The organism is Methylomonas koyamae (assembly GCF_019669905.1).
GTDB classification, from domain to species: domain Bacteria; phylum Pseudomonadota; class Gammaproteobacteria; order Methylococcales; family Methylomonadaceae; genus Methylomonas; species Methylomonas koyamae.
The window spans coordinates 2,952,097-2,973,942 of record NZ_AP019777.1; the positions used below are offsets into that span (position 1 = coordinate 2,952,097).

Below are 21,846 nucleotides of genomic sequence, written 5' to 3' on the forward strand. Positions count from 1 at the left end.
CAAGCCGGGCTGTTCCTTAAGTTAACGGAATTGGCTTTACACCGGCTTGACCGGGGTACCTGAAGTCCTCGGCCGCTAAGCCAGGCGAGAACCGGCCAGCAGTTCCAGCAATTGCGGCCCGGCCATCGGTTCGTTGAACAGGTATCCCTGCGCGTAATCGCAACCGGCCGCAATCAACCAGTCGCGTTGCTGTGCGGTCTCCACGCCTTCGGCCACCACTTTCAAGCCTAACTTGTGCGCCATGACGATGATCGCTTCGCACAAAGCCTCGTCCTGGGATTCCGGACTTAAGTTATTGATAAAGCTGCGGTCGATTTTGATGTAATCGATATCGAATTTTTTGATGTAGGACAGCGACGAATAACCGGTGCCGAAATCGTCGATCGCGACTTGCACGCCGGCGTCGCGAAAATCCAGCAAGCGGGCTTTGGTCAGTGTTTGCGCATCCAGCAGCAGGCCTTCGGTAATCTCGACCACCACGGCCGCGCCGTCCAACTCCAAACTCTTCAAGTAATTGAGCCAGCCGAAATCGGCGTCGGAACGCGGCCGGAATTGCACCGGCGATTTATTCACGCTGATCTGAAAATCGGCCCGGTAGCGCTCGCGCAACAATTTGGCCTGCTGCGCCGCTTGGCGGAACACCCAGTCGCCGATCTCGTGGATCAAGCCGCTTTCTTCCGCCAACGGGATGAACTGGGCCGGGCTGACCATGCCGCGTTGCGGGTGCCGCCAACGCAGCAAGGCTTCGGCTTTACTAATCGCGCCGTCCGGCAATTCGACAATCGGCTGGTAATACACCTCGAGCTGGCAATTGGCCAGCGCACTGCGCAAATCGGTAACCATAGCCAGCCGGAATTGCGCGGTTTGCTGCATCGACGCCGTGAAAAAGCTGTAGCCGTTCCGCCCTCTTTCTTTGGCGGCGTACATGGCTTGGTCGGCGTTTTTGATCAATTGCTCCTGGTCCAGGGAATCGTTGGGATACAGCGTGATGCCGATGCTGGCGGTGACGTAGTTCAATTCGCCGTTCAGCGGAAAAGGTTCGGCCATTTTGCGCAGAATGTTCTGCGCAACGCGTTCCGCACTTTCACCGTTTTCCAAATCGGGCAGGATAATGGTGAACTCGTCGCCGCCCAGGCGGGAGACGGTATCGGTGTCGCGCACGCAACCGGCCAGACGCTCGGCGGCAATCTGCAGCAGGCTGTCGCCTTGGATATGCCCCAGAATATCGTTGATTTCCTTGAACCGATCCAAATCCAGAAACAACAGCGCCAGCACGCTGCCGTTGCGATGCGCTTTTCTAATCTCCCGCGCCAGACGGTCGAGAAACATGCGCCGGTTCGGTAACCCGGTCAACGCATCGAAATTGGCCTGCCGCCAAATCTGTTCTTCGGATAATTTTTTCTCGGTGATATCGGAAAACAGGCCGATGTAATGGCGGATGTCGCCGTTACTGCCCGGTAGCGTCGAAATACTCAACAGACCGGCGTGGAGTTCGCCGTTCTTTTTCCGGTTCCAGATTTCGCCGCGCCAATAGCCCTGTTCGCGCACGCTTTGCCACATCTCGGCGAAAAATTCCGGGGGATGGCGGCCGGAACCCAACATACGCGGATTTTGGCCGACGGCCTCTGCCCGGGAATAACCGGTCATCGTAGAAAAAGCCGGATTGACATCGACGATGTTGCCGTCGACGCCGGTAATCATGATGGCTTCGTGCGCTTCCTGAAATACCCTGGCCGATAGCTCCAGCCGCTCCTCGGCTTTCTTGCGCTCGGAAATGTCGGTGCTGCAACCGTACCACTTCGCGATTGCGCCTTGGCTGTCGCGGTGCGGCACGGCGCGGGCCAGATGGTAGAAATACCGGCCGCTATGGTGGCGCAAACGCAATTCCGCTTCGTAGACACTGCCCGATTCCACGGCTTGCCGCCAACATGCCGATACCGCCGGCAAATCCTCGGGATGTACGTATTTCTGCCATCCAGCGCCGGCCAGTTGTTCGGCGCCGCAACCGAAATACTCGATGACCCAGTCGTTGGTGTAATCCAGCGCGCCATCGGCCGTCGCCGTCCAGACCATTTGCGGCAACAACTCGCTCAAGGCCCGGTAGCGCGCCTCGCTGTCGGCCAAACGCTGCTCGAAGCGTTTGCGTTCGGTAACGTCGCGGCTGATACCGACCACCCCCGAAGCTTGGCCATCCGCCCCGAAAAACGGCGTTTTCACCGTGTCCAACAACACCCGTTCGCCGTCCGGGTAAGTGATCCATTCTTCATGGCCGATGGAGCGGCCGGTCTGCAAGATTTGTATGTCGTGCTGGCGAAAACCGGCGGCGGTCTCGTTGTCGAAACAATCGAAATCGGTCTTGCCGAGCAGCTCCGCTTCGGCTTTGCCGGCGTAGCGCGCGAACGCCTTGTTGCAGCCGAGATAGACGCTATCGCGGTCTTTGAAGAAAATCAGGTCCGGCACCGCATCGACCAAGCTGCGCAGCAGAGCCTGCTCCTGTTGCAGCGATTCGCGCAGCGCGTATTCCTCGGTCACATCGCGAAACACCAGCACGACACCGCATATTTCGCCGTCCTGGCGCCGAATCGGCGCCGCCGAATCGGCGATTTGGTATTCGGCGCCGCCTTTCGCGATCAGAACGGTATGGTTGGCCAGGCCCATGATGCAGCCGGTCGCCAGCACTTTGGCGACCGGCGCTTCGGTCGGCTGGCGGCTGTAGGCATTGACGATGTGAAACACCCGCTCCAACGGCAGGCCCGCGGCGTCCGCCAAGTGCCAGCCGGTCAATGTTTGGGCCACGTCGTTCATGAAACTGACCCGGCCTTGGGCATCGGTGGCGATCACCCCATCGCCGATCGAAAACAACGTGACCGCCAGATTTTCCTTGCTTTCCGCCAGCTCGGCGATGGTAGTGGCCAATTCGGCCGCCATCCTATTCAAAGCGTCGCCTAGAATAGCCAACTCGCTGTTGCCGGCCAGCCGCGAGCGTACCCGGTAGTCGCCGCCGGCGAAGCGCCCCACCACATCGACCAGATGCCGCAACGGCCGCTCCATCCATAGCGAAATCGCCGAGGCCATCGCAATCAGCAATAAAATGCCGATACCCCAGATCGGATACATCGAGCGCACCAGCAAATTCCAGCTTGCCGCCTTGCTGCGCGACAAATCGTAATTCAGCACCAGCAAGCCGATTTGGTTCGGCCGCAGCCTGCCGGGATCGGTGGCCATCGCCACCGCTTGATAAGCCGTCAAGCGCTGCCTGTCTGCGGAAAAACGGACCGCGGCCCGGCGCTCGGCCCGGAGCCGCTCGAATTCAGCCGGGCCGGGTTCGGTGGAAAGTTCGGCATAGTTGCGTCCGATCCATTCGAAACGGGTCGCCCGCAGCACTTTACCGCTGGCATCCAGCAACGCGGCACTGTCGATATGGCTGTCTACCGCCAGCTCGGCGATTTGTTCGGCGATCAGTTCCTGTTGGCCGTGCCGGTACAGGGTTTCGATATGCAACTCGGTGTCCGCCAACAAGCGGCGCACATCCTCCATCGCCTCGGTTTCGATGCCGAGCAACATCCGGTTATGCTGGTAAAACAGCGAAAACAGCAACAACAGGCCGAAACTGCCGATCACCAAGGCCGGCAACGCCCTACTCAAGCGAAGCGTAACGATAGGTTTCACCGTTGCGGCTCCGCGACGAATTCGGCGGCGGCGATATTAGCAGTAGCGACCGGATTCGCGATCAAGCGATGCTGCAACATCAATTGCACCAACTCGGCGGCGACCCTCGTCAACTCCGGCTCGGCGCCGGTCAGCCACTCCCGATTGGCGCTGCGATCCGGCAATTTCAAGCCTTCGAATAACGGCAACACCCGATCCGCGGCGACGCCCAACCGCGGCGCCATTCGTTGCGCCGCATCGCTTGGGTTGGCCGAAAAATAAGCGAGCGCGGCAAAATGCGCAGCGACCAGACTCCGCAGCGCTTCTCTATGCGCCGCCAGCACGTCGGCGCGCACCACCAGCACATCTAAAATGCGGCCGGGGATTTGCCGGCTGCTGAACAATTCGCGGGCACCGGCCGCCAATATCCGGCTGCGAAACGGTTCGAAGGTGACCACGGCATCGATACCGCCTTGTTGCCAGGCCGCTAAATGGTCGTTCACCGTCATCGGTGCAATGCTGACTTGGCCGATGTCCAATCCGGCGCTTTGCAAGGCCGCATCGAGCAACACCGCTCCGGTCGCGGTGTTTTCCACCCCGATCCGCTTACCGCGCAAACCGGCCACGGTATCGATCCCGTCCCGCGCCAGCAATGTGTCTGCACCCTCGGAGCTATCCAGCACCAACACCACGCGCAAATCGACACTGTCTTGCTGCATCGCGGCAATGGCTTCGTCCAGCGTTAACGCGGCCGCTTCGACGGCGCCATTCTGCAAGGCATGGGAAACCTGGCTGGCTGAGGTCATTTCCACCAGGCGTATCGGCGCCGAGCCGAACAAGCCCAAACTCCGGGCCAAGTACAAGGTTTCGTAACCGGGCCAGACGTTGGTGGCGACCCGCAATAGCGGTTGCGGAGCGGTCGCAACCCAGGAAAAAGCAGTGAGGTAAAACAGTGCGATTAAGCCGGCCAGCGTCAGTAACGGTCGTAGCTTTGCCGGCAGTGAGCGTTTAGCGGTAGGCATTAAACAACATCCGAGTATTCATTCCGAAAGGCAAAACATCCGGCCGGTTTAGGTTGGGCAGACCTCTGGGCTATGGCGTTAAGCTGAGCCGCTCCCGGTGAGGCGTTGGAACTACGGCCGGCCGACCTTAGGTCCGCTGCGGCATGCCCGATAGCCCGTGCTATACAAGGCCTTAACCGACTAGCTTCGGCCTCCGAACAGCTACGCTAACGGAAAGCCCGCAGCGCACCGAATGCAACCATGGGCCGTTACGGTACAAGATTAGCGACGACCGGCAGGATTTCAAATCGGGCGGGCCCGGACAGGCGGCCGGCCTGGGCAGGCCGGCGTTGCCGCACCATCAATGGTGGCAACCGGCGCCGTGGATGTGGCCGTGGGAGATTTCGTCGGCGCTGGCCGGGCGGACCTCGACCACTTCGACGTCGAAAGTCAACGCTTCGCCGGCTAAAGGATGGTTGCCGTCGACCGTTATATCGTCGCCGTCGATTTCGGTGATGGTAATGATGCCGGGACCGTGGCTGACATCGGCATGAAATTGCATGCCGACCTCAAGATCCATACCGTCGAACATTTTCCGGGAGACAACCTGGATCATGTCTTCGGAGACTTCGCCGTAGGCCTGGTCGGCGGGAATCGTCACATTGAATTTGTCGCCGGCCTGTTTGCCGGTCAGCGCCGCTTCCAAACCGGCGATGATATTGCCGGCGCCGTGCAGGTAAACCAGCGGAGCTTCGCCTCTGGAACTATCCAACTGCTCGCCGCTGCCGTTGGTCAAGGTGTAATGGATGGAAACGGCGGTTTTGTCTGTGATTTGCATAAGGCGTCTTTACTGGTTAGAAAAGCCGACATGATAAAGCCTTTTGCCGCGTATTGCGCTATTTCTGGTACTCGATCGCGTTGATGTACCAGGTGAACGTGCCGGCTTCGGTTTTGACCACGGCATCGTCGTCCACTTGTTTTTTTAACAATGCCCGCGCCATCGGCGAATCGACCGAAATATAATCCTTGCGGTCGAAAATCTCGTCGTAACCGGCAATGCGAAACCGCTTCTTTTCGCCGTCGTCGTTTTCGATCTCGACCCAGGCGCCGAAAAACACCCTGCCCTCCTGGTCCGGATGGTAGTCGACCACTTTCAACGTATCCAAGCGCTTTTGCAGATAGCGCACCCGGCGGTCGATCTCGCGCAAACGCTTCTTGTTATATTGGTAGTCGGCATTTTCGCTGCGGTCGCCCAGGCTGGCAGCCCAGGTCACCAGTTTCGTCACTTCCGGCCGCTCTACCCGCCACAGGTGATCCAGTTCCTGTTGTAATTTTTCGTAACCCTGCCGGGTAATCAAAGGTGTTGCCATAGTTTTGCCCGCCTCGTTTCGGGAAGTCGCAAAATTGGAGTCAATGCAATTGGTGCAATTGCAAACGGCGCAATTGCGGCGCCAGTTTTGCCGTGCCGGCTACGACCAGCAAGGTCATCGCACCGCCGAATACCACCGACGGCACCAAACCCAACAAGCGGGCCGCGACGCCGGATTCGAAGGCGCCGATTTCGTTGGACGAACCGATGAATATACCGTTGATGGCCGACACCCGGCCGCGCATCGCATCCGGCGTCGCCAACTGCAAAATCGTCGTGCGCATCACCACCGACACGCCGTCGCACAAGCCGGACAACAGCAGCAAGGCTCCGCCCAGCCAAAAGCCGGGCGCCAGGGCAAAGCCGATCATGCACAAACCGAAACCGGCCACGGCCGCCAGTAGCCAGCGGCCGGCGTGGGCGTCGATCGGACATCGGGCCAGGAACAAGCCCATCGCCACCGCACCGACTGCCGGCGCCGCGCGCAGGATACCCAAACCTTCCGGGCCGTAGTGGTAAATTTCATGGATAAAGGCCGGCAGCATCGCCACGGCCCCGCCGAACAGCACCGCAAACATATCCAGCGATTGTGCACCGAGTACGATCTGATTGCCGAGCACAAAGCGCAAGCCTTCGCCGATGCTGGTAAAAATCGGCGCGCTCTGCGCCGGCGACGGCTCCGCGACCCGCAACGACAACAGCGCCAGCGTGGCTACCAGACACAAGCCGGTCGCCGTTTGGTAAGCCGCCGCCTTGCCGGCCCAGGCCACGATCAAACCGCCGATGGCCGGCCCCGCCACCAGGCCGAATTGAAACGCGGAACTGCCGATGCCGGCGGCGCGGGCGTAATGTTCGCGCGGCAGCACCAACGCGAACAACGCGCTGTAGCTGGGGCCGATAAAAGCCCTGGCGATGCCGGTCAAGCCGACCGCGGCATAAATCCAGACCAGCGGCCGGCTGACGATCCAATTCTCCGCCACGGCAACCAGCATCAGCCCGTTCAAGGCCACCAGCAGGCAGGCGCCCAGCCCGAACCAGCGCCGGGAATAGTGGTCGACCGCATAGCCGGCGAATAGCGCGCAGCAAAAATACGGAAGCGCTTCGGCCAGACCGATCAAGCCCAAGGCCAGCGCATCGTGGGTCAATTCGTAGATATGCCAGCCCACGACGATAGCCATCATCTGGTAGGCCAGCACAATCAATAAGCGGAAACCGAGTAATTTGATAAAAGCGGAATTGAAATAAGCAGGCAGGTGCATGTGGTTTCGAAGCAAAGGGTCGCAATGCGGCGGTTGCCGCGTACCGATAAGTTTACCGCGTTTCGAGCTGCCGCAGGCCGGCCGGCAACGCGCCAAAGAGAGGCCCACACGGCTTACGGTACACTGGTGGGCTGCCGGCAGACAGATTGAGAAATCGCCGGCATTGGCTATTATCAAACCTAATCCGCTAGATCAACGAGGGCATCGATGAGCTTGACCGCAACCGCTAATAAGAACAACAACCGCAGGCTGGCGCTGCGCATCTACGAGCAAATCAACCTTTTCTACCAAGTACTGCCTTACGGCGAATTCTCGACGGCAAACGGCCGGCTATCCGGCCCGGAGCTGCCGGCATCGAACAGCATCGAAAACGATACGCTGCAGGCCAATATCAGCGTCAACGGCATGTCGTTCACCAGCAAGGAACGCCTGCAAAGCGGGGATTACCTGCAACTCAGAATATTATTGTTATCGAGCATGACCACGGTCAGCACCTGCGGCCAGGTGGTGTATTGCAAACCCAGCAATCCGTATGAAGACGGCCGTTACCCGCATAGCGTCGGCGTCCGTTTCGTTAACTTGAGCGAATCCGACGCCGCATTGCTACACCGCCACGTCGAACGCCGCCGGCGGCAAAACATGGCGATTACCGCGCTGGCCGCCGTTACCATTTTGGCTGCGCTGGCCATGCCCGATCTGGCCTGGTCGCTGCTGCTCGGACTGCTGCACCATCTGTGGGCAATCGCGCTGCATCTGGCCCATCTGTTGTTCGAGTATCTGGAGATGGGGCTGGATCACGTGGTCGAACATCTGTTCCACACCGACACCCACGAGACCCAGGTCATCGTGTTTTATACCATCGTCAGTACCGGTGCCGTGGCGTTGTACTTGATAGGCCGTAAAGTACCGGCCGCCGCCAAACGCCGCTACCAGGCTTTGCGGTTGTTCGCCTCCCGCAAAAAATCCAGTTGCCTGTATTTCTGGGACCAGCAAAGCGGCCTGGACAAATTGAAAATCGTCGGCATCGGCGCCGGCGCTTTGAGCGCTTACCTTTATTTGGCGTTCTAAATTGCTTCGGCAATACCCCTCGCCTGCGATCAAACGCCTTCGGTCGCAGGCATGGCCTGCTCCTCCAGAATTTGAACAAGCCGGTCTGTGCCTTAACTTAACGACATCGCAGCGGGCCCAACCCCGGTTTTACCCGATTTTACACTTCCGGCCGGAACGCTCCGGCCGCACTTCAGTCAGAATATTTGCTTGTATGGCAGGCAACAGCCGATGTGCAGCGGCTGCTGATTTTCAAACAGTCCGATCCGATTAATAGCAACGAACGGCTTGAACCAACGACTTTCAACCGGTGGCACGGTAAATGCTAAGTTAATATTCCAATTTCAATCGGCAATTTTAATTGCCCAGTTTGTTAAAGGACGAACAACCGCGCGCATGACCGATCTTAAAACCAAATCAGCCCGCACCCGCACCCGGCTATTGACTGCGGCTGGCCGCATCTTTGCCGAGAAAGGCTACCAGGAAGCGACGATTGCCGAAATCTGCGAACAGGCGCAAGCCAATATCGCTGCGGTAAATTACCACTTCGGCGACAAGCGCAATCTTTATCTGGAAGCCTGGCGCCATGCGTTCAACGACGAATTGGCCCGTTATCCGGCCGACGGCGGCGTCTCGCGGCAGGCCTCGGCGGAGCGGCGCCTGGCCGGCAGGATCGAGTCGATGATCCGCCGCATCGCCGACGCCCAGTCTTATTCGTTCGCCATTGTTCACAAGGAAATGGCACAACCCACCCGACTGCTAGCCGACATCCTGGAAAAGGAAATCAATCCGCAACGTTTGCAAATGTTCGCTTTATTGCGCGAATGCCTGGGTCAGAACGCCAGCGAACAACAACTGCAATATTGCCATGCCAGTATCATGGGCCAATGCTTTCAATTGCTGCGCTTGAAACAAATGCAGCAGGCCCGGCCGCAACGCGCTTATCCCAGCGATTTGAGCGATATCGACGCCTTTGCCGCCCATGTCATCGATTTCTCGCTGGCCGGAATTAGCGCCATCCGTTCGCAAAATTTACCTAAACGCCTCTCCGTATGACGAATCAACCGACAACTTCGCCGGTGTCCGGCAAAAGCCGAACCTGGTTTTGGCTGGTAACCCCATTGCTTCTCAGCCTGGCCGGTACCGGCATTTATTTCCATAACGGCGAAGCCGCGCCGGAGCAAAAAGCCGAGAAAGGCAGCAAAGGCCGGCGTTTTTTTCAGGAAGACGACGCTCCGGCGGTGGTCGCGGTCGAAACGGCACGTAGCGGCGACTTTCCGGTGTATCTGAACGCACTCGGTACCGTAACCGCGCTGAAAACCGTCACCGTCAAACCGCGGGTGGACGGCGAACTGGTAAAAGTCCACTTCAGCGAAGGCCAGTTGGTCAAAGCCGGCGACCTGCTGGCCGAGATCGACCCACGGCCGTTCCAGGTGCAGTTACAACAGGTCCAAGGCCAATTACAACGCGACCAAGCCCTATTGAAAAACGCCGAACTCGACCAGAGCCGTTACCAAACCCTGCTGGAACAGGATTCCATCGCGGCTCAACAGACTGTGACGCAGGAGTCGGTAGTCAAACAATACCGCGGCAGCGTCGAGATGGACCAAGCGCTGGTCGACAACGCCAAATTGCAACTGAATTACGCCAAATTGACCGCACCGATTTCCGGCCGGGTCGGTTTGCGCCAGGTTGACCAAGGCAATATCGTCCGCGCCGGCGACGCCAACGGCTTGGTGGTCATCACCCAATTGCAGCCGATCAGCGTCGTCTTCACATTGCCGGAAGACCGACTGCCGGAAGTGGCCAAACGTTATCGACAAGGCCAGGACATCGGTATCGAAGCCTACGACCGTAGCGGCAAGACCAAACTGGCCGCCGGCAAACTGATCGCGCTGGACAACCAGATCGATCCGGCCACCGGCACCATCAAACTGAAAGCCGAGTTCGATAACCGCGAACAAACCCTGTTCGCCAACCAGTTCGTCAACGTCAGAATGCACCTGGAAACCTTACGCGGTGTCACGCAAATCCCGGCGGCGGCGTTGCAGCACGATGGCCAAGGCCCTTTCGTCTATGTGGTAGACGGCGAAAACGTAGCCCATCTGCGCCGCATCGAACCCGGCCCGGGCAACGACGAAAAAATCGCCGTGCCAAACGCGCTGGCCGCCGGCGAAGCCTTGATCGTCAACGGCAGCGACCGGGTCAAGGACGGCGCTAAAGTCGACGTTGCCGAGCGGGACGGCCAGACGGTCGCCGCCCAACCGAATGCCAATCCACCCGATAGCGAAGCGGGCAAACGCCGGCGGCGCGGTTAAGCCATGAGTTTCACCGATCCCGGCAAGGCCGGCTTTAATCCGTCCAAATTATTCATCCTGCGGCCGGTCGCAACCTCGTTGTTGATGGTGGCCTTGTTGCTGGTCGGCGTACTGGCCTACCGGCTGCTACCGGTGTCTGCGCTGCCGCAGGTCGATTATCCGACGATACAGGTCACCACGCTGTACCCCGGCGCCAGTCCTGAAGTAATGACCGCCATCGTCACCGCACCGTTGGAGCGCCAGTTCGGGCAAATGCCGGGGCTGACCCAAATGACCTCGACCAGCTCCGGCGGCGCATCGGTGATTACGCTGCAATTCAACCTGAATCTGGATCTGGACGTCGCCGAACAAACCGTGCAGGCCGCGATCAACGCCGCGACCAATTTCCTGCCCAGCGACCTGCCGCAAGCGCCGATCTACAGCAAGGTCAATCCGGCCGATACGCCGATCATGACGCTGGCGGTCAGTTCCAAAGCGCTGCCCTTGTTCAAAGTCGAAGATCTGGTCGATACCCGCATCGCCCAGAAAATCGCCCAATTGCCCGGCGTCGGCATGGTCAGCATCAGCGGCGGCCAACGTCCGGCAGTGCGGATTCAAGCCAACCACAAAGCCCTGGCCGCTTACGGCATCAGCCTGGAAGACGTGCGCGCCGCAATCGCCGCCGCCAACGTCGCCCAACCCAAAGGCTCGATCAACGGCCCGGCCCGCGCCGCGACGATAGACAGCAACGACCAATTGCGTTCGGCGGCCGAATACCGCGAGTTGGTCGTCACTTATAAAAACGGCGCGCCGGTCAAACTGGCCGACATCGCCAATGTCATAGACGGCGCCGAAAACGTGCGACTGGCGGCCTGGGCCAACGACAATGCCGCCGTGGTCGTCAACATCCAGCGCCAGCCCGGCGCCAACGTAATCGAAGTCGTCGACCGTATCAAAGAACTGCTACCGAAATTACAGGCCGGGCTGCCAAGCGGCGTCGAAGTCTCGGCGTTGACCGACCGCACCGTGACCATCCGCGCCTCGGTACGCGACGTGCAATTCGAATTGTTGCTGGCCGTGGCGCTGGTGGTGATGGTGATCTTCCTGTTTTTGCGTAACGTCCCCGCCACGATCATTCCCGGCGTCGCGGTGCCGTTGTCTTTGGTCGGTACCTTTGCCGCGATGTATCTGGCCGACTTCAGCATCAACAACCTGACGTTGATGGCTTTGACGATTGCGACCGGCTTTGTGGTCGACGACGCCATCGTCGTCATCGAAAACATCTCGCGCTACATCGAACGCGGCGAACCGCCGTTGAAAGCCGCGCTAAAAGGCTCGGAACAGATCGGTTTCACCATTATTTCGCTGACCTTCTCGCTGGTTGCCGTGCTGATTCCGCTGCTGTTCATGTCGGACGTGGTCGGCCGGCTATTCCGCGAATTTGCGATCACGTTGGCGGTGGCGATTTTGATTTCGGCGCTCGTCTCGCTGACCTTGACGCCGATGATGTGCGCCAAATTATTGCGCAGCGGCCACAGCGAGACCGAGGCCGGCGCCGGTTGGTTCGACCGCTTGATTGATGGCTACGGCCGCACGCTGGAATGGGTCATGCGCCGGCAAACCGCCACCTTGTTGGTGTTCTTCGCCACCGTCGCGCTGACCGTGGCGATGTATGTCTGGATTCCGAAGGGATTTTTCCCAAGCCAGGATACCGGCCTGATTCAGGGCTTTTCCGAAGCGCCGCAAACGGTATCGTTTCAGGCCCTGGCCGAACGGCAACAACAATTGGCCGCATCGATCCTGGCCGATCCGGCAGTGGCGAGCCTGTCGTCGTTCATCGGCGTCGACGGCATTAATCCGACGCCGAACAGCGGCCGGTTTTTGATTAACCTGAAACCGCACGGCCAACGGCCGCCGGCGGACAAAGTCATCGCCGCGCTGCGCGAACGCCTGGCCGGCCAGCCCGGCATTGCCTTGTATCTGCAACCGGTGCAGGATTTGACGCTGGAAAACCGGGTCAGCCGCACCCAATACCAATTCACGTTGGAAGGTGCCGATCTGGACGAACTGAACCGCTGGACCGGTAAATTGGTCGACCGGCTCCGGCAGCGGCCGGAGTTCGCCGAGGTGACCAGCGACGTACTGGACCAGGGCCGACAGGTGTTCGTCAATATCGACCGGGCCACAGCCAGCCGGCTCGGCGTCAGTACCGCCGCCATCGATAACGCCCTGTACAGCGCTTACGGCCAACGCCTGGTCTCGACCATTTTTACCCAAGCCAACCAATACCGGGTGGTGCTGGAAGTCGATCCGGCTGAGCAAACCGGGCCGCAAGACTTGCAGGGATTGCGGATACCGTCGACCAACGGTAGCCAGGTGCCGCTGTCGGCCATCGCCGAACTGTCCGAGCGGCCGACCACGTTGGCGATCAATCATCTCGACCAGTATCCGGTCACAACCGTATCGTTCAATCTGGCACCCGGTTATGCTTTGGGCGACGCGGTCGCGGCGGTCGAAGCCGCTAAACAAGATGTCGAATTGCCGCTGGCTATCCGCAGTGCCTACCAGGGCGCCGCGCAGGCCTTCAACGCCTCGCTCGGACATACGCTGTGGCTGATTCTGGCAGCCATCGTCACGGTCTATATTGTGCTCGGCGTGTTGTACGAAAGTTACATCCACCCGCTGACGATCTTGTCCACCCTGCCCTCGGCCGGCGTCGGCGCGTTGCTGGCATTACAGCTATCCGGCGGCGATTTGGGCATCATCGGCATCATCGGCATCATTTTGCTGATCGGCATCGTCAAGAAGAACGCGATCATGATGATAGACTTTGCATTGGAGGCCGAGCGCCAACAGGGCCTGCCGCCGGAACAGGCGATTTTTCAGGCCTGCCTGCTGCGGTTTCGGCCAATTCTGATGACGACGCTGGCCGCTTTGCTCGGCGCCCTGCCGTTGATGCTGGGCAACGGCGTCGGTTCGGAATTGCGCCATCCGCTGGGCATCACGATGGTCGGCGGCTTGTTGTTGAGCCAATTGTTGACGCTATACACCACGCCGGTGATTTATTTAGCAATGGATAATCTGGCGCGCCGGGTCAAAACCGCATGCGGCGTTGTCGGCGACGGCACAACCGAAACCGGCGGCGAATCGCGATGAATTTATCGACCCTGTTCATCCGCCGTCCGGTCGCGACCACGCTGCTGACCGTGGCAATCTCGCTGTGCGGCATGTTGGCGTTCCTGAATTTACCGGTATCGTCGCTACCGCAAGTGGACTTTCCGACCGTGTCGGTGCAGGCGCAATTGCCCGGCGCCAATGCCGAAACCATGGCCGCGACCGTCGCCACGCCGTTGGAGCGGGCATTGGGCCGGATCGCCGGCGTCACCGAAATGACTTCCAACAGCTCGCAAGGCTCGACCCAGATTACCTTGCAGTTCGACTTGAGTCGCGACATCGACGGCGCCTGCCGCGACGTGCAAGCCGCGATCAACGCCGCCGCCGGCATGCTGCCCAGCAACATGCCGAACCGGCCCAGTTATCGGCGCGACAATCCATCGGATTCGCCGATCCTGATTCTGGCATTGACTTCGGACAGCTTCAGCCGCGGCCAGATGTACGACGCCGCGTCGACGATATTGCTGCAAAAAATTTCGCAAATTCCCGGCATCGGCCAGGTGCAAATCGGCGGCGCGGCCTTGCCGGCGGTGCGGGTCGAATTGAACCCGAATGCGCTGAGCCATTACGGCATCGGTTTGGAAGACGTGCGCAATACCATCACCCAGACCAACGTCACCCGGCCGAAAGGCGTGTTGGAAAGCGCCGATACCCGCTGGCAAATCCAGGCCAACGACCAGGCCCGCAAGGCCGACGAGTATCTGCCGTTGATTGTGGCCTACCGTAATGGTGCGCCGGTACGGATCGCCGACCTGGGCGAAGCGGTCGATTCGGTCGAGGACCTGCGCAATACCGGCTTGCATAACGGCAAACCGTCGGTTTTGCTGATCATCCGCAAACAACCGCTGGCCAACGTGATCCAGACCGTAGACCAGGTCCTGGCCGTGATGCCGCAACTGCGGGCGGCATTGCCGAGCAACATCGAATTGTCGGTGGTGGTCGACCGCTCGCTGTCGATTCGGGCGTCTATCGCAGAAGTCGAACACAGCCTGTTCGTCGCGGTGGTGTTGGTAATCCTGGTGGTACTGGTGTTTTTGCGCAATCCGCGCTCGGCGCTGGTGCCGGTCGTCGCGGTGCCGGCTTCTCTGCTCGGTTCCTGTGCCGTAATGTATCTATGCGGATTCAGCCTCAACAACCTGACGCTGATGGCCTTAACCATTGCTACCGGCTTCGTCGTCGACGACGCCATTGTCGTGGTCGAGAACACTAACCGCCATATCGAGGCTGGCGTGGCGCCGTTCCGCGCCGCTTTGTTGGCAGCCAAGGAAGTCGGTTTTACCGTATTGTCGATGAGCCTGTCGCTTGTCGCGGTATTCCTGCCGATTCTGCTGATGGGCGGCGTGCCGGGCCGGCTGTTTCGCGAATTCGGCGTGACCTTGTCGGCCGCGGTGCTAGTGTCCTTACTGGTGTCGTTGACGACGACGCCGATGTTGTGCGCGCGCTGGCTGGGCAAGGACGAAAAACGGCACGGCCGGACCTACCATGCGATTGGCTCGGCCTTGGACTGGCTGCAACGGCTTTACCTGAGCAGCTTGACTTGGGCCCTGCGCCACGGCCGGATCATGCTGTTGTTGCTGCTGGCGACCATAGGCTTGAACGTTTATCTGTATGGCGCGATCGACAAGGGCTTTTTTCCGACCCAGGACGGCGGCCGCCTGCTGGGCGAGATTCAGACCGACCAGAACACCTCGTTCCAGACCCTGCAAAAGCAGTTCGGACAAATCGTGGACATTCTGCTAAAAGACCCGGCCGTCGCCAACGTGGCCGGTTTCGCCGGCAGCTCGCAAAGCGCGAACAGCGCTCGGATCTTCATTACCTTGAAACCGCACGAACAGCGCGACGGCATCGAGATTGTGATGGACAGGCTGCGCAAGGCGGCTGGCCGGATACCAGGCGCCAATCTGCACATGTTCCCGGCCCAGGAACTGCGTATCGGCGGCCGGATGTCGTTCGGCCTGATCGATTACACCTTACAGTCCGACGATCTCGAACTGCTCCGGCAATGGACGCCCAAAGTCCAGGCCGCGTTCGCCAAATTGCCGGAATTGAGCGATGTCAACTCCAGCCAGCAAGACAAAGGCGAACAGATCGGTCTTACCGTAAACCGCGATCTGGCAGCCCGCTACGGCGTCAGCCAGGGTTTGATCGATACCAGCCTGAACAATGCCTTCGGCCAGCGCCAGGTATCGGTGATCTACAATCCGCTAAACCAATACCGGGTCATCATGGAAGTGGCACCGCAATATTGGCAGTCTACCGATACTTTGAAGCAGCTTTACATCAGCGCTCCCGGCCAACCCGGAGCCGCCGAATCGAGCCAGCCCAAGCAAGTGCCGCTGTCGGCGCTGGCCAGTTTTGCCCCGACCAATACACCGTTAACGGTGCGCCACCAAGGCCAATTCGCGGTCAACGAGTTGTCGTTCAACCTGAAACCCGGCGTATCGATGTCGACCGCCAGCGCCGCGATCGATCAAGCCTTGCGCGACATCGGCCTGCCGGCAACGATAACCGGCGGCTTTCAGGGCTCGGGCAAGGCGTTTCAGGAAGCGCTGCGCAACCAACCTTGGCTGATTTTGGCGGCCTTGATCAGTATTTACATCGTGCTCGGCGTGCTTTACGAAAGCCTGGTGCATCCGCTGACGATCCTGTCCACCTTGCCCTCGGCCGGCGTCGGCGCGTTGCTGGCGCTGATGGCCTGCGGCAAGGAATTCAGCATCATCGCGCTGATCGGCGTGATTCTGTTGATCGGCATCGTCAAGAAAAATGCGATCATGATGATCGACTTTGCCTTGCACGCCGAACGCGAGCACGGCCTGGATTCGCGCGCTGCGATTTTCGAGGCCTGCTTGCTCAGGTTCCGGCCGATTCTGATGACGACGTTGGCCGCCTTGTTCGGCGCGCTGCCGTTGGCCTTCGGCAGCGGTTATGGCGCCGAATTGCGCCAGCCGCTTGGCATCGCGATCATCGGCGGGCTGATATTCAGCCAATTGCTGACGCTTTACACGACACCGGTGGTTTATCTGTATCTGGACCGATTCCGACTGTGGCTGCACAGCCGTTTTAACAACCTTAACGCCCGCCCGGCGACCCACTCCGTTTAACACTGATCTTCATGCGCTCAACAAAAAACTCCGCCACGCTCGCCTGCTTGCTGACCTTGCCTTTGGCCGCCTGCACGGTCGGTCCCGATTATGTCCGCCCGCAAGCGGCGCTATCCGACGAATTCAAGGAAATTAAAGGCTGGAAACAGGCACAACCGCGCGATAGCGGATTGCCCGGTAAATGGTGGGAAATATACGGCGACCCGTTGTTGAACAGTCTGGCCGAGCAAGTCGCCGGCGCCAACCAGTCCGTCATGCAAGCCGAGGCGCAATACCGCCAGGCGCAGCATCTGGTGCAATCGGCGCAATCGTCGCTGCTGCCGGTGGCAACCTTGACCGGTACCTTCAACCGCTTCAAAGCCGCCACCGGCCAAAACGTTGCCGTCGCCGGGGTACGCAACCTGTTCGGCCAGGCGGTCGGTATCGCTTGGGAGCCGGATTTATGGGGCCAGGTCCGGCGGCAACTGGAAGCCAATACCGACAGCGCCCAAGCCAGCGCCGCGACATTGCACGGCTTGATTCTTTCCAGCCAGGCCACGCTGGCGGACAACTATTTCCAATTACGCACGCTGGATGCGCAGAAGGCTTTGCTCGAGGAAACCATCGCCGCGTTTGCCAAGACCCTGGAAATCACCAAAAACCGCTACGCGGTCGGCGTCGCCGCCAAAGCCGATGTCGTCCAAGCCGAAACCCAACTCGAAACCGTCCGCGCCCAAGCCATCGATTTGGGCGTGCAACGCGCCAAACTCGAGCACGCGATTGCAGTCCTAATCGGCAAAACCCCGGCGGAACTGGCATTGGCGCCGACGCCGCTAAACAGCCAACCGCCGGGTATTCCGGTCAACCTGCCGTCGGAATTGCTGGAGCGCCGCCCGGACATCGCCGCGGCGGAACGCCAAATCGCCGCCGCCAACGCCCAGATCGGCGTCGCCAAGGCCGCGTATTATCCGACCCTGAATCTGGGCGGCACCAACGGCTTCCAGTCCGGCGACCCCGGCAACCTGTTTACCATGGCCCGCCGCTATTGGTCGCTGGGCCCGGCCGGCCTGGCCTTGACCCTTTTCGACGGCGGCGCCAAGAACGCCCAGTACAAACAAGCCATCGACGCCTACGATGCCAGCGTCGCCGCGTACCGGCAGACCGTACTGACCGGCTTCCAGGAAGTGGAGGACAATTTGGCGGCGTTACGGATTCTGGAACAGGAAACCCAAGTCCAGGACAAGGCGGTCGCCAACGCCAAACAAGCCCTGGCGTTGACCAACAACCAGTACCAAGCCGGCACGGTCAGCTATCTGAACGTGATGACCGCGCAAACCGCCGCGCTGGCCAACCAGCAAACCGCGGTGCAGTTATTGGGACAACGCCTGTCGGCGTCGGTGCAACTGGTCAAAGCGTTGGGCGGCGGCTGGAACGAAACCCTGCTGCCGACGGCGGACCAGGCCGGCGGCGAGCGGAAGTGGACCGATTATTTGATTCTACCGTTGGTGGAATAAACGGCTTGGCGGCTTGAGCCGCGACAACGGATTCGATGCGGCGGCGGTGTTAACCCCGTCAGCCGGCATCGGCCAACAATACCCTGCCCAACAAGCTCTGCTTGTCGATCGCCGTTTCCGGCTCCGCCGCGCAACGCGCGACCAGCGCCTGCAACTCGGCGCGCAATGCTTCGTTACGCTGCTGTTCCGAGACCAATACTTGCTTTATCTCTGCGAACACCGCGGCCAAAGCGTGTTGCAAGCCTTGGCGCAAACCTTTCAATCCAGCCTTGTACAACGACGGCTGGATTTTTTTATGCAGGAAAAACGGGATCAGCCAGCTCAAGCCGATCAACAGTACGCTGTGCACGGCAAAGTCGGTACCGAGATAGGCGCTGTGCTCGGCTGTACTGTGGTAGTAGCCGGAAAAAACCTGGTAGCCGACCGCGCCCATCGCCGCCAGCGGCAGCACGGTTTCGGCGGCTGCGGTCAGTTTCAAGAGGAAGCGTTGCGCGCCGTTACCGGGATGCAACATCGCCCGGCGCCCGGCCAGTTCGGTCTGCGCGGCCAGAGTATTGCCGGCCTGCTCGCGAATGTTTTGCAGAGCGGCCTTCAACGGCTTGGTCGGCAATCCGGCTTGCGCCGCCTGCAGCACCAATTCGTCGAGCATGTCGTCCAGCCGGTTCTGCGCCCAAGCGTCCCACAGCGCAATCTCGGCCTTATCGCCCAGGTTGTCGGCCCAGAATTTGGCCAGTTGTTGCATGGCCCAAGCCAAACCGGTTTGCAATTGGGTTTCGGCTTGCTGCCACTGCGCGTCGAGGTTGGCCTGTAACGCCTGAAAATCGCGGCCGCCGAGCCCGTCCGCCAGGTGTTGCAGAGTTTGTTGCAAGCGCCGCCGGCGCAGTTGCTGATTGCGGCGTTCCAACTGGGCCACGTTATGCCGGCCGGACAATTGCCGCAATTGCTCCAGCAACAGGCCGAATTCGTCGCCGTGCGGTTCGCTGCAACTGGTGCGGAAGATCAACGGATCGGCGAAACCGGCCTTGGCCAGTTGCTGCCTGAAGTCGTCGTATTGCACCGGCAGACCGCGGTCCCATTGGTTCATGACGAACAGCCAGGCGTGTTTGGCGCCTTCCGCCAGCAGCAACTGCCACGCTTTGTTGTCGCGGTAACGCTCCGGGCTGACCACGTACAACAGCACGTCGATATGCGGCAGCCATTCCAGCACCAGGCGCTGGTTGCCGAGTTCGACGCTATCGAAATCCGGCATGTCGATCCAGACGATATGGCTGTTGCGCTCGTCGTCGTGCCGGCTGATTTTGATGCTGTCCAGCGGCAAACCCTCCGGCAATTTATCGACACCCAGGCTGCTGTGGTGGTATAGCGTGACTTCGCGCGAGGTTGGCCGTTCGATACCGGCTCTGGCGATGGCTTGGCCGGCCAGCCGGTTTAACAGGCTGCTCTTGCCGACGCCGGTACCGCCCATGAAAGCGACGATCAAAGGCGTACCGTCCCGGCAGGTCTCGGCATTAAATAGCGCAGCGGCTGCGGCCGGCTCCAGATTCTGCAACAAAGCAACCTGCTCGGCGCTCAGCCGGCCTGCCGCAGCGGCGCCTGCCGCCCATTGTTGGGCAGCGGCCAACAGCTCAGAGTATGCGTAAGCCATGTTTCTTCTCTTTCAAAGCCAGTTCCGCGGCGTGGCATTGTTGTTCGGAGATGTTGAAGCGGGTCTGGCTGTGTACGGCCAGCGGCAATTGGTACAAGCGCTGTTTCAGACAACCGTCGAACAAGGCGTTGTTCACGGTAGCGAATTGGTGCTGTTTCAATTCGGCTTCGACCCGGTGCATGTAACTGCCGATGGCGCTTTCCGCCAGCAACGACGTGATGGTCAAGATCAACGGCGTAATCACCAGATCTTGTACACCGATGCCGCCAGCCTGAATCGCCAGCAGCATTGCCCCGGCGTCGGTGGTGGCTCTGGTCGCGCGCAGGCTGTTCAGAACCAACGGCTGGTCCTGTAATTTACGGTACAGGCGTTGCGCGGCCGCTTCGACATCCTGCTGGAAATCCTGGTGGTAGCTGTCGACGGCGCGTTGGTAGGCCATCAGAATTTCGCCGCGGCGCTGGCGCAAAGCCATCGCGTTTTCCCGCCACCAATAACTGTCCGCCGGTTCGGTTTCGGTTTTCTCCAACACCCGGTCAGCAAGTTGAATCAACAGATGCTCGCCCAACTGCTGCAATACCGCCAGTTCATGGCTGGGATTGGCGGCGGATTTGGCGTTGCTCCAATCCATCATCTTGCGAAACGGCCAGGTCATCGCTCGCCGGGTTTTACCTAATATCCGCGCCAGGCCGGGAATTTCCAATAGCGTCAGCAGATTCAACAACGCATTCTGGAAGGTTTCGTAATGGTGGGGATGGTTCAGGTAGTCGCGCCGGTAGTCGCGCAAGGCATCGGCTAGGCATTGGTCGACCAGGGTTTGCCAATGGCGTTGGGCATGGTGTTCGCTGAACACAGGCTCCAACCACGGCAGCCAGTAACGGCCGATAAGCTGTTGCTGCTTGTCGGCATGCTTGCTGCGCACCGCATTCTTCGCCAGATCGGCCACAAGCCGGGCGGCCTGAGCCGGCCATTGCGGTTGCGCCGGCGCTTTTTGGAACAGCAGCGCCACCATCGGCGGCGGCGGGTCGCTGCGGGTTTGCCGCCATTTGTCGCGCAACGAATCCAGAATCACGGCCTCGCTGCCTTCGCTGAGTTTGTTGACGCAAACCAGGGTCGGCTGGCGGTAGGCTTCGATAAATTTCATCAAGTCCCACACCGATTGGTCGGCGTATTTTTCCTTGCTGACCACCAAAATCACGGCATCGGCCAAGGCTATCGTACGCACTACACCTTCCCGGTAATCGGCCGAATCGATCGAATCGAAATCCGGGGTATCCCACAACACGCAGTCCGGCAGCAGGCTGGAATCGGCTGCGGACGGGCTCAGCGAGTAGCAATCGTAGCGTCCCGGCCGCAACGCATCGCGTTGCAACTGCTGGAAGCGGCCGAAATACTGCTGCAGACCGGCGCAATCTTCAATCGGTACCCGATGGCAAAAACCTTGGGCGTGCACCGTATAGCCGGCCAGCGGGCTGACCCCGGCGCTCGCGCTGTTCAATAGCAGATTGACTACCGAGCTTTTGCCGGCTTGAGTCGGACCGATCACGGCAATCTGCAACGGCAAGGCCGGCTGGTTTTCCAGCAATTGGCCCTTGCGGATAAACGCCTCGGCGTGAAGTAGTTGTTCTATGCGTTGCTGGTATTCCGTAAAGCGGGAATTTTTTCGGTCCAACTGCTGTAGCACAATTTCGTAACGCTGTTTGAGAAGTTGGATAAATTCCAGCATGTGGTAAGCTTGTGTTTTTAATTACCGAGTAATTTGGTTTGTTGGGTGACCCGCATTACAACCATTATAAATACAAAAAATCGGGTTTG

The 21,846-nt window shown here is 59.7% G+C and carries 13 protein-coding genes; 6 read left to right on the plus strand and 7 right to left on the minus strand.

The window, feature by feature from the left end; translation table 11 throughout:
• Window positions 1-75: 75 nt before the first annotated feature.
• From MKFW12EY_RS13255 to MKFW12EY_RS13275, 5 genes are all read right to left on the minus strand, one after another.
• A complete protein-coding gene (locus MKFW12EY_RS13255) occupies window positions 76-3,669 on the minus strand; it encodes an EAL domain-containing protein (protein WP_221053151.1) in 3,594 nt (1,197 codons plus the stop codon).
• Window positions 3,666-4,670, minus strand: coding sequence for an ABC transporter substrate-binding protein (locus MKFW12EY_RS13260; protein ID WP_221053152.1), 1,005 nt, complete (start codon window positions 4,668-4,670; stop codon window positions 3,666-3,668). The genes MKFW12EY_RS13255 and MKFW12EY_RS13260 overlap by 4 nt, the downstream gene beginning before the upstream one ends.
• A 340-nt stretch (window positions 4,671-5,010) precedes the next feature.
• A complete protein-coding gene (locus tag MKFW12EY_RS13265) occupies window positions 5,011-5,487 on the minus strand; it encodes an FKBP-type peptidyl-prolyl cis-trans isomerase (protein ID WP_054759111.1) in 477 nt (158 codons plus the stop codon).
• A gap of 58 nt (window positions 5,488-5,545) precedes the next feature.
• Complete coding sequence (greB, locus tag MKFW12EY_RS13270; protein ID WP_054759113.1) at window positions 5,546-6,019, minus strand: transcription elongation factor GreB; 474 nt, start codon at window positions 6,017-6,019, stop codon at window positions 5,546-5,548.
• 40 nt (window positions 6,020-6,059) lie between these two features.
• Window positions 6,060-7,277 (minus strand): MFS transporter, encoded by a 1,218-nt coding sequence (locus MKFW12EY_RS13275; RefSeq protein WP_221053153.1) that lies wholly within the window; start codon window positions 7,275-7,277, stop codon window positions 6,060-6,062.
• A gap of 207 nt (window positions 7,278-7,484) precedes the next feature.
• On the opposite strand from MKFW12EY_RS13275, the gene MKFW12EY_RS13280 reads away from it, so the two are divergent.
• The 6 genes from MKFW12EY_RS13280 to MKFW12EY_RS13305 all read left to right on the plus strand — a co-directional run bounded on the left by MKFW12EY_RS13280 (window position 7,485) and on the right by MKFW12EY_RS13305 (window position 18,389).
• Entirely contained in the window at window positions 7,485-8,345 is an 861-nt protein-coding gene (locus tag MKFW12EY_RS13280) for a PilZ domain-containing protein (protein WP_054759115.1), read from the plus strand.
• Window positions 8,346-8,720: 375 nt separating this feature from the next.
• Entirely contained in the window at window positions 8,721-9,380 is a 660-nt protein-coding gene (locus tag MKFW12EY_RS13285; protein WP_054759117.1) for a TetR/AcrR family transcriptional regulator, read from the plus strand.
• Window positions 9,377-10,642 carry an MdtA/MuxA family multidrug efflux RND transporter periplasmic adaptor subunit gene (locus MKFW12EY_RS13290; RefSeq protein WP_221053154.1) on the plus strand — a complete coding sequence of 422 codons (1,266 nt, stop codon included), beginning with the start codon at window positions 9,377-9,379 and terminating at the stop codon, window positions 10,640-10,642. The genes MKFW12EY_RS13285 and MKFW12EY_RS13290 overlap by 4 nt, the downstream gene beginning before the upstream one ends.
• 3 nt (window positions 10,643-10,645) lie before the next feature.
• Window positions 10,646-13,777: an MdtB/MuxB family multidrug efflux RND transporter permease subunit gene (locus MKFW12EY_RS13295; protein ID WP_221053155.1), complete on the plus strand. Its 3,132-nt coding sequence runs from the start codon at window positions 10,646-10,648 to the stop codon at window positions 13,775-13,777.
• Complete coding sequence (locus MKFW12EY_RS13300; protein ID WP_221053156.1) at window positions 13,774-16,896, plus strand: efflux RND transporter permease subunit; 3,123 nt, start codon at window positions 13,774-13,776, stop codon at window positions 16,894-16,896. The genes MKFW12EY_RS13295 and MKFW12EY_RS13300 overlap by 4 nt, the downstream gene beginning before the upstream one ends.
• A gap of 11 nt (window positions 16,897-16,907) precedes the next feature.
• Complete coding sequence (locus MKFW12EY_RS13305) at window positions 16,908-18,389, plus strand: efflux transporter outer membrane subunit (RefSeq protein ID WP_221053157.1); 1,482 nt, start codon at window positions 16,908-16,910, stop codon at window positions 18,387-18,389.
• Between the two features lie 58 nt (window positions 18,390-18,447).
• Here MKFW12EY_RS13305 and MKFW12EY_RS13310 read toward each other — a convergent pair whose 3' ends face one another.
• On the minus strand, window positions 18,448-20,034 hold the full coding sequence (locus MKFW12EY_RS13310) for a GTPase (RefSeq protein ID WP_221053158.1): 1,587 nt from the start codon (window positions 20,032-20,034) through the stop codon (window positions 18,448-18,450).
• On the minus strand, window positions 20,015-21,757 hold the full coding sequence (locus MKFW12EY_RS13315; RefSeq protein ID WP_221053159.1) for a GTPase domain-containing protein: 1,743 nt from the start codon (window positions 21,755-21,757) through the stop codon (window positions 20,015-20,017). Before MKFW12EY_RS13315 ends, MKFW12EY_RS13310 begins: the two co-directional genes overlap by 20 nt.
• Window positions 21,758-21,846: the final 89 nt, after the last annotated feature.

Excerpts from the sequence above, each read along its gene's own strand:
- MKFW12EY_RS13260 (WP_221053152.1), bottom strand. The coding sequence starts at position 4,670 with ATGCCTACCGCTAAACGCTCACTGCCGGCAAAGCTACGACCGTTACTG.
- MKFW12EY_RS13265 (WP_054759111.1), bottom strand. The coding sequence starts at position 5,487 with ATGCAAATCACAGACAAAACCGCCGTTTCCATCCATTACACCTTGACC.
- greB (WP_054759113.1), bottom strand. The coding sequence starts at position 6,019 with ATGGCAACACCTTTGATTACCCGGCAGGGTTACGAAAAATTACAACAG.
- MKFW12EY_RS13275 (WP_221053153.1), bottom strand. The coding sequence starts at position 7,277 with ATGCACCTGCCTGCTTATTTCAATTCCGCTTTTATCAAATTACTCGGT.
- MKFW12EY_RS13280 (WP_054759115.1), top strand. The coding sequence starts at position 7,485 with ATGAGCTTGACCGCAACCGCTAATAAGAACAACAACCGCAGGCTGGCG.
- MKFW12EY_RS13285 (WP_054759117.1), top strand. The coding sequence starts at position 8,721 with ATGACCGATCTTAAAACCAAATCAGCCCGCACCCGCACCCGGCTATTG.
- MKFW12EY_RS13290 (WP_221053154.1), top strand. The coding sequence starts at position 9,377 with ATGACGAATCAACCGACAACTTCGCCGGTGTCCGGCAAAAGCCGAACC.
- MKFW12EY_RS13295 (WP_221053155.1), top strand. The coding sequence starts at position 10,646 with ATGAGTTTCACCGATCCCGGCAAGGCCGGCTTTAATCCGTCCAAATTA.
- MKFW12EY_RS13300 (WP_221053156.1), top strand. The coding sequence starts at position 13,774 with ATGAATTTATCGACCCTGTTCATCCGCCGTCCGGTCGCGACCACGCTG.
- MKFW12EY_RS13305 (WP_221053157.1), top strand. The coding sequence starts at position 16,908 with ATGCGCTCAACAAAAAACTCCGCCACGCTCGCCTGCTTGCTGACCTTG.
- MKFW12EY_RS13310 (WP_221053158.1), bottom strand. The coding sequence starts at position 20,034 with ATGGCTTACGCATACTCTGAGCTGTTGGCCGCTGCCCAACAATGGGCG.
- MKFW12EY_RS13315 (WP_221053159.1), bottom strand. The coding sequence starts at position 21,757 with ATGCTGGAATTTATCCAACTTCTCAAACAGCGTTACGAAATTGTGCTA.